General features: G+C 74.3%; 12 protein-coding genes. 9 read left to right on the top strand and 3 right to left on the bottom strand.

Going from position 1 to position 12827, the window contains the following annotated elements; translation table 11 throughout:
• Window positions 1-64 precede the first annotated feature (64 nt).
• Window positions 65-625: a TetR family transcriptional regulator gene (locus AB0D67_RS03930; RefSeq protein ID WP_362929603.1), complete on the top strand. Its 561-nt coding sequence runs from the start codon at window positions 65-67 to the stop codon at window positions 623-625.
• Between the two features lie 153 nt (window positions 626-778).
• On the opposite strand, the gene AB0D67_RS03925 is transcribed toward AB0D67_RS03930, so the two are convergent.
• Window positions 779-1681, bottom strand: coding sequence for a cation diffusion facilitator family transporter (locus AB0D67_RS03925; protein WP_362929601.1), 903 nt, complete (start codon window positions 1679-1681; stop codon window positions 779-781).
• Window positions 1682-1763: 82 nt separating this feature from the next.
• A complete protein-coding gene (locus AB0D67_RS03920; RefSeq protein WP_362929861.1) occupies window positions 1764-2738 on the bottom strand; it encodes a glucosyl-3-phosphoglycerate synthase in 975 nt (324 codons plus the stop codon).
• A 418-nt stretch (window positions 2739-3156) separates the two neighbouring features.
• Between AB0D67_RS03920 and AB0D67_RS03915 the strand changes: the two genes are divergently transcribed.
• From AB0D67_RS03915 to AB0D67_RS03880, 8 genes are all read left to right on the top strand, one after another.
• A complete protein-coding gene (locus tag AB0D67_RS03915; RefSeq protein WP_362929599.1) occupies window positions 3157-4248 on the top strand; it encodes a ring-opening amidohydrolase in 1092 nt (363 codons plus the stop codon).
• 216 nt (window positions 4249-4464) lie between these two features.
• Window positions 4465-5100: an SseB family protein gene (locus AB0D67_RS03910; protein ID WP_362929597.1), complete on the top strand. Its 636-nt coding sequence runs from the start codon at window positions 4465-4467 to the stop codon at window positions 5098-5100.
• 168 nt (window positions 5101-5268) lie between these two features.
• Window positions 5269-6138, top strand: a complete 870-nt coding sequence (locus AB0D67_RS03905; protein WP_362929595.1) for a prepilin peptidase — start codon at window positions 5269-5271, stop codon at window positions 6136-6138.
• 279 nt (window positions 6139-6417) lie between these two features.
• Entirely contained in the window at window positions 6418-7596 is a 1179-nt protein-coding gene (gene aroC, locus AB0D67_RS03900; protein ID WP_362929593.1) for a chorismate synthase, read from the top strand.
• Between the two features lie 136 nt (window positions 7597-7732).
• Entirely contained in the window at window positions 7733-8236 is a 504-nt protein-coding gene (locus tag AB0D67_RS03895; protein WP_362929591.1) for a shikimate kinase, read from the top strand.
• A complete protein-coding gene (gene aroB, locus AB0D67_RS03890) occupies window positions 8233-9309 on the top strand; it encodes a 3-dehydroquinate synthase (RefSeq protein WP_362929589.1) in 1077 nt (358 codons plus the stop codon). Before AB0D67_RS03895 ends, aroB begins: the two co-directional genes overlap by 4 nt.
• An 8-nt stretch (window positions 9310-9317) precedes the next feature.
• Window positions 9318-9758 carry a type II 3-dehydroquinate dehydratase gene (gene aroQ, locus AB0D67_RS03885; RefSeq protein WP_362929587.1) on the top strand — a complete coding sequence of 147 codons (441 nt, stop codon included), beginning with the start codon at window positions 9318-9320 and terminating at the stop codon, window positions 9756-9758.
• Window positions 9758-10516, top strand: a complete 759-nt coding sequence (locus AB0D67_RS03880; RefSeq protein WP_362929585.1) for an SGNH/GDSL hydrolase family protein — start codon at window positions 9758-9760, stop codon at window positions 10514-10516. The genes aroQ and AB0D67_RS03880 overlap by 1 nt, the downstream gene beginning before the upstream one ends.
• Window positions 10517-10652: 136 nt before the next feature.
• On the opposite strand, the gene AB0D67_RS03875 is transcribed toward AB0D67_RS03880, so the two are convergent.
• Window positions 10653-12776 (bottom strand): ATP-dependent DNA helicase, encoded by a 2124-nt coding sequence (locus AB0D67_RS03875; RefSeq protein WP_362929583.1) that lies wholly within the window; start codon window positions 12774-12776, stop codon window positions 10653-10655.
• Window positions 12777-12827 lie beyond the last annotated feature (51 nt).

Here is a 12827-nt window from a genome sequence, read left to right as displayed (position 1 = left end):
TGTATGTACGATACATATGAAGTTAGTAGACGCTTGTTTACCGGTCAAATCGGAAGGACCCGAGGTGGACGAGACACGGCAGCGAGACCGGGAGGGCACCCGGCGGCGCATCCTCGACGCCGCCCGCCGGCTGTTCACCGAACTCGGCTACGACCAGGTGACGATGCGGCTGATCGCTGCCGAGGCCGATGCCAACATCGCGCTGATCAACCGCTACTTCGGCAGCAAGCGGGAGCTGTTCGCCGAGGTTCTGGCCATGCAGGGACGCTTCCCGGGCGTGCTGGAGGTGCCGCCCGCGGAGCTTCCCCGCCGCCTGGCGGAGTACGTCGCCGACCGGCTCAGGTCGGACCAGGGCAGCCTGATCATGTCGGCGCTCGTCAGGTCGTCGGGCTGCACCGAGACCCACGAGATCATCCGCGACCGGGTCGGCTCGGCGATCCTGGAGCCGCTGGCCGCGCGGCTGCCCGGCGGCGACGCGGCCTTCCGGGCGACCGCCGCCACCGCGATGATCACCGGGGTGAGCATGCTGAGCCAGCTCTACGGCAAGGGCGAGCTGGAGACGCCGGACCGGGAGGCCGTGGTCGGGCGGCTCACCGCCGTCTTCGAGGCGTGCCTGGCGCCCTGACCCCGGCCGGCGGCGGCCCGGCCCCGGTTCGTCACGGCTCAGGACCGGTTCGTCACGGCGCGGGCCCGGCTCCCTGCGGCCCGGTTCTCCGCGGCCCGGTCCTCGGCTGTCCGGTTCTCCGCGGCCCGGTCCTCTGCCGTCCGGGCGGGACCGTTACGGCCTGGCCCCGGCGATCCGGCAGGTGGTGCCGGGGACGTGGTCGACCTGCAACGTGGTGTGGTCGATCTGGAAGCGCTCGTGCAGCAGCTCGGCGAGCTCGCGCCGGACCCGGTGGCAGTCGCCGCCGGGCCGTACCGACACGTGGGCCGACAGCGCGGGGAAGCCGCTGGTCACCGTCCACACGTGCAGGTCCTCCACCCCCGTGACGTCGGGATGGCCGCAGATCGCGGCGCCGACCTCGGCCGGGGGCGCACCCGAGGGCGCGGCCTCGAACAGCACGCGGCCGGCCTCGCGCAGCAGGCCGTACGCGGCCTTGGCCATCAGCGCCGCCACCACCAGCGCGGCGACCGCGTCGGCCCGGGACCATCCGGTGACCCAGACGACGACGCCCGCCACCACGGTCGCGATGAAGGCGTACATGTCGTTGAGGATGTGCTGGAAGGCGCCCTCGACGTTCAGGCTGGTCCGGTCGGCCCGGGAGATGAGCCAGGAGGCCACCGCGTTGACCGCGATCCCGGTCAGGGCCGTGCCGACTACCAGGGGGGCCGCCACCTGTGGCGGCTCGATGAGCCGCCGCACCGCCTCGTAGACGAAGTAGGCGACGAGCAGCACGAACGTCAGCCCGTTGGCCGCCGCCGACAGGATCTCCGCGCGCTTCCAGCCGAAGGTGTAGGCGCCGCTGGCCGGGCGGGCGGCCAGGCGCATCGCGAACAGGGCGAGCGCGATGGAGGCGGCGTCGGTGAGCATGTGCCCGGCGTCTGAGATCAGCGCGATGGAGTTGGCGACGACGCCCACGACGACCTCCGCCGCCATGAAGACGACGAGCAGCACCAGCGCCGCCGTCAGCAGGCGGCGGTTCGAGCCGGCGCTGTGGCCGTGACCGTGTCCGTGACCCATTCCAAGACCCGTCTCGTCAACACTTGAACAGTTGCTCAGACATTATGAAACCACGCCGGGCCGGACAAGAGCCGGACCGCCCTCATCCCGGGTTCGGGTGGAGGCTCCCGGTGTACTCGGGCACGGTGATCAGCGGCGGTCGCTCGTGCACGCTCACGTCGCTCACCCGCGGCCACCGGTCGTCGCCCGCCGTGGGGAACTGCAGGATCTCGTGGTACGGCGGAGCCGCGGACACCCGCCCCTGGCGTTCCAGTCGCGTCCAGGCGGTGAGCATGATGTGCGCGGCCATCCGCCCCAGCGCGTCGAGCGGCTGGTGGGAGTGGGCCCGCACACCGAGATCCACCTGTGCGAGCGCGTCCAGCCCCACCAGGCCGAGCAGGTCGATGAGCAGGCCCAGCTCGACGCCGTACCCGGTGACGAAGGGGATCCGCTCCAGCACGGCGCGCCGGCCCGCGTACTCGCCCGCCAGCGGCTGGCGGAAACCGGCCAGCTCGGGCCAGTGCAGGTTGATCAGCGGCCGGGCGACCAGCTCGGTGACCCTTCCGCCCGCGTGCGGCCGGAGGGCCTCGCCCTCGGTGAGCGGCCGGTCGTAGCAGCCCTTGACGTAGGCCACCGAGGGGTCCGACAGCAACGGGCCGAGCAGCCCGGTGACGAAGTGCGAGGAGAAGCCGCGCAGATCGGCGTCCACGAAGACGACCACGTCGCTGGTCGTGACGGCGAGCGCCTTCCAGAGGGCGTCGCCCTTGCCGGTCATGGCGCCGTAGCGGGGCAGCGGGGCGTTCTGGAAGACGACGCGGGCCCCCGCGTCCGCGGCCCTCCGCGCGGTCGCGTCGTGGGAGTGGGAGTCCACCACCACGAGCTCGTCGACCAGCGGAAGGCGTTCCTGCAGGTCACGCCGGATCAGTCCGACGATCTCCCCGACGGTGCGCTCCTCGTTCCGGGCGGGCAGGACGACGCTCACCCGGTGCTGCCCCTTGGCCGCCGTCACCGCCTCGGGGGGCCAGTCGCCCGACAGGCTCGTACGGGCCTCCAGCCAGTGGCCGACCTCAGTGAACATCACCCGTCGAGGGGGCGGGTCCCGGTGTCGTCATCGCTCCTGGCTCCCCTCCGCCGTGTGACTGTATTCCCCGTTTTGCCCCGATATGAGGTGTTTAACCCGTTATGTGGGTTTTTGTGGAACAGAGCCGGCCGGGACGGAGAACCCGGCCGGCTCGCGGACGACCCCGGTGAGTCTCGGTGAGTTCTGTCGAAGAGCGGTCCCGCCTTGGGCAAGGAGTGCCCATGAGCCTGGCCGTACCGGCCGTTAGCGTCGCGGTGTGGGCGGACGGTCCGGCGGAGGCGAACCCCCGCCGGCCCCGGCCGGGCGATCCCCGCCGCGCCCGGCCGCGCGTGGCGCGCACCGCGGCCGGGCCGCCGGGCGCAGCATGGAAGTCGCGGCACGGACGCGGACACGACCCGACGGAAAGGCGGCAGGGATGCCGGAACCCATCGAAGTGCGGAAGGTCGCCATCGAGAGCGTCACCGACGCCTCCGGGCTGGCCCGGCTCATCGACGACGGGGTGATCGAGGCCCACCGGGTGCTCGCGGTGATCGGCAAGACCGAGGGCAACGGAGGGGTGAACGACTACACCCGCATCCTGGCCGACCGCGCCTTCCGCGAGGTCCTGGCGGCCAGGGGCCACCCCTCGCCCGAGAGCGTGCCGCTGGTGTGGTCCGGCGGAACCGACGGCGTGCTCAGCCCGCACGCCACCGTCTTCGCCACCACGGCCGGCGCCGAACCGGGCGACGAGCCGCGCCTCAGCGTCGGCGTCGCGATGAGCGACGTCATCCTCCCCGAGGACATCGGCCGCCCGGCCATGATCGAGAAGGTCGCCGCCGGCGTGCGGGAGGCGATGAAGACCGCCGGGATCGACGACCCGGCCGACGTCCACTACGTGCAGACCAAGACCCCCCTGCTGACCCTGGCCACCATCGAGGACGCCCGTTCCCGCGGCAAGGAGGTGGTCACCGACGACACCGGCGCGTCGATGGACATCTCCAATTCCACCACCGCGCTCGGCGTGGCGGTCGCCCTCGGTGAGATCGAGATGCCCTCCGCCGACCGGATCCACCGCGACCTGTCGCTGTACTCCTCCGTCGCCTCCTGCTCCTCCGGCGTCGAGCTGGACCGCGCGCAGATCGTGGTCGTCGGCAACGTGCGCGGCATCGGCGGCCGCTACCGCGTCGGCCACTCCGTCATGAGGGACGCCCTCGACGCCGACGGCATCTGGGCGGCCATCCGGTCCAGCGGCATCGAGCTGCCCGAGCGCCCGCACCCGTCCGACCTGGGCGGCAGGCTGGTCAACGTGTTCATGAAGTGCGAGGCCGACCCGTCGGGCAGGGTTCGGGGACGCCGCAACATCATGCTGGACGACTCCGACGTCCACTGGCACCGCCAGATCAAGGCGGCGGTCGGAGGCGTCGCGGCCTCCGTCACCGGCGACCCTGCCGTCTTCGTCTCGGTCGCCGCGGTCCACCAGGGTCCGAGCGGTGGCGGCCCGGTGGCGGCCATCGCGGACCTGGGATAGCTCCGGACCCGGCCGCGTCGCCCGGATCCGGCGCGCCGCCCGGTCACGGCCGGGTGACCCGGAGGCCCAGTGGTCCGGTGGCCGGAGGCCCGGCGGTTCGGACGGCCCAAGCGGCCTAAGGGGCCCAGGTGGTCCAGGTGGGCGGCCCCGAGGGCCCGGGTGGCCGGTGCCGCCCACCGTCCTGACCGGCCGGGGGCGCGGGTAGGCTCCGGGTTCGTGCCGAGCATCCCGCAGCCCCTGGTCCCCGACGACGACGGCGCCGCCGACGCCGCCCTGGCGTCCGCGCTCGCCGCGTTCTCGTCCGGCGCCGCCGACGCCGGTGCGGTGGTGACGGCGTTGTCCGGCGCGCGGCTGCTCGTCCCGGTGGTGGCCCTGCTGACCTCCTCCGAGGTCGGCGAGCACGGGCTGCGCCAGGAGAAGGAGAGCGAGATGGCCCTGCCGAAGCTCGTCGGCAAGGACGGACGGGAGGCCGTGCCGGCCTTCACCGGGGCCGAGCCGCTCCGTCTCTGGCGTCCGGACGCCCGGCCCATCCAGACCACCGCCCCGCTGGTCTGCCAGGCCGCGGTCCACGAGGGGGCCGCCGCGGTGGTGCTCGACGTGGCGGGGCCCGTGCCGTTCGTGGTCGAGGGAGCGGTCCTGCGGGCCCTCGCCGCGGTCGCGTCGGGCGACGTCGGCGGGCTGGGCCCGGGGGCCACCGTGGCACGGATGGCGGACGTCCCTTCCGCCCCCGAAGCGCCCGAGGCCTCCGAGCCGTCCGAGTCGTCCGAGTCGTCCGAGGGCCGCGAACCCGTGCGGGCCGCCGGGGTGTCCGGACGCGGGCGGTTCGGCCTGCCCTGGCGCAGACGCGCCTGACCCCGGGCCCCCGGACTCCGGCGTGCGACCGTCCGGCCGGTGGGCCGTACAGACCGGGCACCGGCCGCAGCGCGCGGTGGGCCGCGACCGCCTGGCGGACACGGCGGTCCCGGCCCCGGCCTCGGCGTACGGCGGGCGTGGCCGGCCCGTCCGGACTATGGTCGAGCGGTGGTCCTCCTCCCCGCCGCCGCGGCCCTCGCCGGAGCGCTGATCGGGCTGTGGTCGCGCCTCCTGGTCGTACGGCACTCCGTGCCCGAGGGGGAACCTCCCCGGCGTGACCGCCACGGGTGCGCCGCCTCGCCACCCGACCCGTGCGACCCCGACCCGTGCGACCCCGACCCGTGCGACCCCGGCCCGCGTGCGGCTTTCGGCGGCCGGTGCCGCAGGTGCTCCGCCCGGTCCGGGCCGCCGCCGTTCACCGTGGAGGCCGTCACCGGGCTGGTCCTCGCCGCGCTCGCCTGGCGGGCCGTCACGCCCGGCCCCGCCGGCCGTACGGGCACCTCGGGACCCCCGTGGACCGCCGGCCTGTGGACCGGCGGCGCGTGGAGCGGCGGCGCACCGGCCGCCGCCCAGGCCGCCGAGTTCCTCGCGCTCTGCTGGCTGGCCGGGGTCTGCGTCGTGCTGGCCTTCGTCGACGCGGCCGTCCGCCGGCTGCCCGACCGGCTCACGCTCGCCGCCGGCCTCGGCACCGGCGCCCTGCTGACGGTGGCCGCCGCGGCCGGGGACCGGTGGGACGACCTGCTGCGGGCCGGGCTCGGCGGGCTCGCGCTGACCGCCTTCTACCTTCTGCTCTTTCTGGTCAACCCTGCGGGGATGGGACTGGGCGACGTCAAGCTCGCCGCGGGCCTCGGCGTCGCGCTCGGCTGGCTCGGCTGGGGCGTCCTCGTCGGCGGCACGTTCCTCGGCTTCCTGGCGGGAGGCGTCTACGGCGTCGCCCTGCTGGTCACGCGCCGCGCGGGCCGCCGGAGCGAGATCCCGTTCGGCCCGTTCATGGTCCTCGGCACGTTCGCGGCGATCCTCGCCGCCCCGCTCCTCTGACGTTCGCGGCGGCCTCGCCGCTCCGCCCCTCCGGGGGAGATTCACCTGACGGGAGACGCCGGGCCGGTCCCACCGGCGGCCCCGGCGCCTGGAGCCGCCGGTGGGTGAGCACCTTCCTCCTCCGGGCCGTGAGCGATCCCGCCCGGATCGCCGGCCGTGTGCCGGAACCGGACGTTCCACGCGCGGAGGTCCGTACGGCGCGGCCCGCCGTACGGGGGCGATGTCTCACCTGGTGAGCTGCGGCCATTCCAGTGGGCGGCACATGGAAGACTTGTCGTCATGTTGCGCTGGTTGACCGCAGGAGAGTCCCACGGCCCCGAGCTCGTCGCGATCCTCGAAGGCCTGCCCGCCGGGGTCGAGGTGACCACGGCCGACATCGACGAGGCGCTGGCCAGGCGCCGCCTCGGCTACGGCCGCGGCGCCCGGATGAAGTTCGAGCAGGACGTGGTGACGATCGCCGGCGGCGTACGGCACGGCCGCACGCTCGGCAGCCCCGTCGCCGTCCGCGTGGGCAACACCGAGTGGCCCAAGTGGGAGACGGTCATGGCGGCCGACCCGGTGGACCCGGCGGTGCTGGAGGGCCAGGCCCGCAACGCGCCGCGCTCGCGCCCGCGCCCCGGCCACGCCGACCTGGCGGGCATGCAGAAGTACGGCTTCGACGACGCCCGCCCGGTCCTCGACCGCGCCAGCGCCCGCGAGACCGCGGCCCGGGTCGCCCTCGGCCAGGTCGCGAAGAAGTTCCTCAAGCAGGCCCTCGGCGTCGACATCGTCAGCCACGTCCTGTCGATCGGCGGGGCCGGCACGGACTCCGACGTCCTGCCCGGCCCGGAGGACCTGGCGAGGGTCGACGCCGACCCGGTGCGCTGCGCCGACCCGGCAGGCAGTGCCGCCATGGTCGCCGAGATCGACCGGGCCCACAAGGACGGCGACACCCTCGGCGGCGTCGTCGAGGTCGTCGCCTACGGCCTGCCGCCGGGCCTGGGCAGCTACACCCACTGGGACCGCCGCCTCGACGCCCGCCTCGCCGCCGCCCTGATGGGCATCCAGGCGATCAAGGGCGTCGCCCTCGGAGACGGCTTCGAGACCGCCCGCCGCCCCGGCTCCCGGGCCCACGACGAGATCGAGAACACCTCCGGCGGGGTCCGCCGGATCACCAACCGCGCCGGAGGCGTGGAGGGCGGCATGACCAACGGCGAGCCGCTGCGGGTCAGCGCGGCGATGAAGCCGATCTCCACCGTTCCCCGGGCGCTGGCCACGATCGACGTGCTGACCGGCGAGGCGGCCAAGGCCCACCACGAGCGGTCCGACGTGTGCGCCGTGCCGGCCGCCGCGATCGTCGCCGAGGCGATGGTCGCGCTGGTCCTGGCCGACGCCGCGCTGGAGAAGTTCGGCGGCGACTCGGTCGAGGAGGTCGCCCGCAACCTCGCCGGCTACCTGTCCTCGCTGGTGATCAAGTGACCGGACGGACCGCCGCGCACGGGACGGCCCGCCGCGCCGCGGAGGCCGCTCACGGGGCCACGCGGAAGGCCCGAAGGGAGACCATGAAGATGACCATGGAGATGAGCAGGGAGACGGCCACGGAGAAGGAGGCACGGTGAGTCCCCGCGCAGTTCTGATCGGCCCCCCGGGAGCGGGCAAGTCGACCGTCGGCAGGCTGCTCGCAGGGCGGCTCGGCGTCGCCTTCCGCGACACCGACGCCGACGTCGAGGCCGTGGCGGGCAAGCCCGTCGGCGACATCTTCGTCGAGGACGGCGAGGAGCGCTTCCGCGAGCTGGAGGCCGAGGCCGTACGGCGGGCCCTCGCCGAGCACGACGGCGTGCTGGCCCTCGGCGGCGGCGCGGTCCTGGCCGGGGAGACGCGGGAGCTGCTGGCCGGCCACCCGGTGGTCTACCTGGAGGTCGGCCTGTCGCAGGCGGTCCAGCGGGTGGGCCTCGCCTCGGCTCGGCCGCTGCTCGTGCTGAACCCGCGCAGCCGGCTGAAGAAGCTCATGGACGAGCGCCGCCCGGTCTACGAGGGCCTGGCAGGCGTCGTCGTGGCCACCGACGACCGCGAGCCGGCCGAGGTCGCCGACGAGATCGCGAAGGGACTGGAGCCGTGACCGCCTCCAGGATCAGGGTCGGCGGGGCGGCCCCGTACGACGTCGTCATCGGCGCCGGCGTGCTCGGCGAGCTGGGCGGCCTGCTCGGCGCGGGGGTCCGCACCGTCGCGGTGGTCCACCCCGTGAGCCTGCCGGAGATCGCGAGCCCGGTCCGCGACGCCCTGGAGTCGGCCGGGTACGAGGTCGTCGCGCTGCCGGTGCCCGACGGCGAGCGGGCCAAGACGGCCGAGACGGCCGCCGCCCTGTGGTCGGAGTTCGGCCGGCACGGCATGACCCGGTCCGACGCCGTGGTCGGCGTCGGCGGGGGAGCGACCACCGACCTCGCCGGGTTCGCCGCCGCGACCTGGCTGCGCGGCGTCAAGGTCGTGCAGGTGCCGACCACCCTGCTCGGCATGGTCGACGCGGCGGTCGGCGGCAAGACCGGGATCAACACCCCCGAGGGCAAGAACCTCGTCGGTTCCTTCCACCCGCCGGCCGGCGTCCTGTGCGACCTCGCCACGCTGGCCTCGGTGCCCCGCGACGACTACGTCGCGGGCCTGGCCGAGGTCATCAAGGGCGGCTTCATCGCCGACCCGGAGATCCTGGCGCTCGTCGAGGACGACCCCGAGGGCGCCCGGCGTCCGGAGGGGCGGCACACCCGCGAGCTGATCGAGCGCAAGGTGCGGGTCAAGGCCGACGTCGTCGGCGCCGACCTGCGCGAGAGCGGCCTGCGGGAGATCCTCAACTACGGCCACACCCTCGCCCACGCCATCGAGCGGGTCGAGGACTACCGGATGCGCCACGGCGAGGCCGTGGCCGTCGGCATGGTCTACGCCGCCGAGCTGTCCCGGCTGGACGGCCGGATCGGCACGGCGATCGTGGAGCGGACCCGCTCGATCCTGACGTCGGTCGGACTGCCCACGACCTACCGCCGGGAGGCCTGGCCGGAGCTGCGCGACCACATGCGGCTGGACAAGAAGAACCGCGGTGCCAGGCTGCGTTTCGTCGTCCTGGACGACCTGGCTGAGGTGTCCCCGCTGGAGGATCCGCCCGAGGAGCTGCTCGAGGCCGCCTACCACGAGATCTCCCGGTGAGCGACCTCATGAGATCCGTCTACGTGTTCAACGGCCCCAACCTGTCGCGGCTCGGCACGAGGGAGCCCGACGTCTACGGCGCGGAGACCTTCGAGGACCTGGTGGAGCTCTGCCGGGAGGCCGGCCGGGAGCTGGGCCTGTCGGTGGAGGTCCGGCAGACCGACGACGAGGCCGAGCTGGTGGGCTGGCTGCATGAGGCGGCCGACTCGCGGACCCCGGTGGTGCTGAACCCGGCGGCGTTCACCCACTACTCCTACGCGCTGCGCGACGCCATCGCCCAGCGCACCGCGCCCCTCGTCGAGGTGCACATCTCCAACCCGGCCGCGCGGGAGGAGTTCCGCCACAACTCGGTCGTCGCGGCGGTGGCCACCGGAACCGTCGCGGGCTTCGGCCTGCGGTCCTACGTGCTCGCGCTGCGGGCCGTCGCCGAGATCACCGAGGAGGCGTGATGGGCTACCGCTCCTTCGTCGCCGTCGGCGACAGCTTCACCGAGGGCATGAACGACCCCGGGACCGGCGGGGCCTTCCGCGGCTGGGCCGACCGGGTGGCCGAGCGGCTCGCCGGGCTCGACCCGGAGTTCCGCTACGCCAACCTGGCCGTCCGCGGCAAGCTCATCGACCAGATCATCGCCGAGCAGCTGCCCCGGGCGATCGAGATGCGCCCCGACCTGGTCAGCTTCTGCGCCGGAGGCAACGACCTGCTGCGGCCGGGCAGCGACCCCGACCGGATGGCCAAGAAGGTCGCGGGGGCGGTGCGCGAGCTGCGGGCCACCGGCGCCGAGGTCCTGCTGTTCACCGGCGTGGACCCGCGCGACACCCCGATCATGCGCCGCGCCCGCGGCACCTTCGCGATCTTCTTCATGCACCTCCGGTCCATCGCCGACCTGCACGGCTGTCACCTGGTGGACCAGTGGTCGATGCAGGGGCTGCGCGACTGGCGTGCCTGGAGCGCGGACCGCCTGCACATGAACGAGGAGGGCCATCGGATGGTGGCCGCCAAGGTGTGCGAGGTGCTCGGGATCGACTGCGACGACGACTGGCGGAAGACCTGGCCGCCGCTCGGCCACGTCGATCCGGCGGCCAAGCGCCGCGAGGACGTCCAGTGGCTGCGCGAGCACTTCGGCCCGTGGGTGGTCCGCCGGATCCGCGGGCGTTCATCCGGCGACGGGCTCGACCCCAAGCGCCCCGGTCTGGAGCCGTTCCGCTGATCCTCCGCGGCTGAGGGCCCGCCCGCCGGTACGGCCCGGCGCGGGACCGTGACGGGGCCGGGGCGCGGCGCCCGCCGTACCCAGGGCTGAGCACGGGCCGTCAGCGCTCGCCGTACTCGGGGCCGGGCGCGGGCCGTCAGGGGGCCGCGAGCCGTCGCAGCGCCTGGCGGACCTTCTCCGGGTCGTTGGTGGGCCAGAACGGCGGCAGGGAGTCGCGCAGGAAGCCTGCGTAACGGGCGGTGGCCAGCCGGGGGTCGAGGACCGCGACCACGCCCTTGTCGTGCTGGCTGCGCAGCAGGCGGCCCGCCCCCTGCGCGAGCAGCAGGGCGGCGTGGGTGGCGGCGACCGCCATGAAGCCGTTGCCGCCCTTGGCCGCCACGTGCCGCTGGCGGGCGGAGGTCAGCGGGTCGTCGGGGCGGGGGAACGGGATGCGGTCGATGATGACCAGTCGCAGCGACGGCCCCGGCACGTCCACCCCCTGCCACAGCGACAGGGTGCCGAACAGGCAGGTCGGCTCGTCCTCGGCGAACTGCTTGACCAGCAGCATGGTGGAGTCGTCGCCCTGGCACAGCAGCGGCACGCTCAGCCGGTCGCGCAGGGCCTCGGTGGCGGCCTTGGCGGCGCGCATCGAGGAGAACAGGCCGAGGGTCCGGCCGCCGGCCGCCTCGATCAGCTCGGTGATCTCCTCCAGGTACGCCTCGGGCAGGCCGTCGCGGCCCGGCTGGGGCAGGTGCCTGGCGACGTAGAGGATGCCGCTGCGCGGGTGGTCGAACGGCGAGCCGACGTCGAGGCCGGTCCAGCCCTTCGCACGCTTCCCGCCCTTCTTGTCCGGTTTCCCGGCGGCTTTCCCGGCGATCTTGTCCGCCCCGCCGGCGCCCTCCCCGGAGTCGCCCTCGGCGTCGTCCTTGGAGCGGTCGCCGGTGCCCAGGCCCCACTGGCGGGCCAGGCCGTCGAACGCGCCGCCCAGCGCGAGCGTCGCGGAGGTCAGGATCACCGTACGGTCGCCGAAGAGCTTGTCGCGCAGCATCCCCGCCACGGTCAGCGGGGCGATCCGCAGCACGGGCGGGCGGCGGTCGGTGCCGGCGTCCAGCCAGACGACCTCGGCCCGGTCGATCTCCTCGGCGTGGCCGAAGGCGTCGAGCATCCGCTGGGCGGTGTCGTGGACCTCGTCCAGGGCGGTGAAGGCCGCCTTGCGCAGCCCCGCGCCCTCGGGGTCGTCCTTGTCGCCGCCCTGGCGCGGGCCCAGGGAGGTGATGCACGCCCACGCCGCGTCGCGGACCAGGGCGAGGGTCATGCCGAGCACCTGGGGCAGCTCGTCGAGCCGGCCGGGCGGCGCGGCGGCCAGCAGGGCCTTGAGGTCCTCGCCCGCCTCCATGAGGCGGTCGGAGGTCGGCTGGTCGATCAGCCGCCCCACCCGCCGCACGGCCGCCGTGACCATCGTCTCCGACAGCTCGCCGCTGACCACGGAGGTGACCCGGTCGACCAGCTCGTGGGCCTCGTCCACCACGACCACCTCGTGCTCGGGCAGCAGCGGGAAGTCCTCCATCGCGTCGATCGCCAGCAGCGCGTGGTTGGTGACGACGATGTCGGACTCCCCGGCGCGGGCGCGGGCCAGCTCGGCGAAGCACTCGGCCCCGCTGGGGCAGCGGGTGGCGCCCAGGCACTCCCTGGCGCTCACCGAGAACTGCCGCCAGGCCTGCTCGTTGACGCCGGGCACCAGCTCGTCGCGGTCGCCGGTCTCGGTCTCCTCGGCCCACTCCTGGATGCGCTGGACCATCCGCCCGGTCGCGCTCACCTCACGCGGGTCGAAGAGCTGGTCCTGCTCGTCCTCGGGCCACCCCGCGGTGGCCTTGTACCGGCACAGGTAGTTGCGGCGGCCCTTGAGGATCGCGAACGCGGGCTCGTGCGGCAGGTGCGGGGCGAGCGCGTCGGCCAGCCGGGGCAGGTCGCGGTCGACGAGCTGGCGCTGGAGCGCGATGGTGGCGGTGGAGACCACCACGGCGCCGTCGGAGGTCATCGCGTGCCGGACCGAGGGGATCAGGTAGGCGAGGGACTTGCCGGTGCCGGTGCCGGCCTGGACGGCCAGGTGCTCACCCTCGTCGATGGCCCGCTGGACGGCCCGCGCCATCGTGAGCTGGCCGGGCCGCTCGACCCCTCCGACCGCCTTGACGGCGGTGCTCAGCAACTCCTCGACGGGCGGCAGGAGCTCCTGCGAGGAGTCGTCGTCGGCTTCGGCGTGGGCGATGGAGTCGGTCGGCACGACAGCCAACCGTACTCGGTCCCCACGACGATCGCCGCCGCTCCGGGCGGT

The sequence above is a fragment of the Streptosporangium sp. NPDC048047 genome (genome assembly GCF_040653115.1).
Taxonomy (GTDB): domain Bacteria; phylum Actinomycetota; class Actinomycetes; order Streptosporangiales; family Streptosporangiaceae; genus Streptosporangium.
The sequence above is the reverse complement of the archived record's forward strand: the minus strand, read 5'-3'. Positions and strand labels throughout refer to the sequence as shown.

Bases quoted from the DNA above. Each gene is read 5' to 3' on its own strand.
- AB0D67_RS03920 (WP_362929861.1), bottom strand. From the start codon at position 2,738: ATGTTCACTGAGGTCGGCCACTGGCTGGAGGCCCGTACGAGCCTGTCG.
- aroQ (WP_362929587.1), top strand. From the start codon at position 9,318: ATGAGATCCGTCTACGTGTTCAACGGCCCCAACCTGTCGCGGCTCGGC.
- AB0D67_RS03915 (WP_362929599.1), top strand. From the start codon at position 3,157: ATGCCGGAACCCATCGAAGTGCGGAAGGTCGCCATCGAGAGCGTCACC.
- aroC (WP_362929593.1), top strand. From the start codon at position 6,418: ATGTTGCGCTGGTTGACCGCAGGAGAGTCCCACGGCCCCGAGCTCGTC.
- AB0D67_RS03925 (WP_362929601.1), bottom strand. From the start codon at position 1,681: ATGGGTCACGGACACGGTCACGGCCACAGCGCCGGCTCGAACCGCCGC.
- AB0D67_RS03880 (WP_362929585.1), top strand. From the start codon at position 9,758: ATGGGCTACCGCTCCTTCGTCGCCGTCGGCGACAGCTTCACCGAGGGC.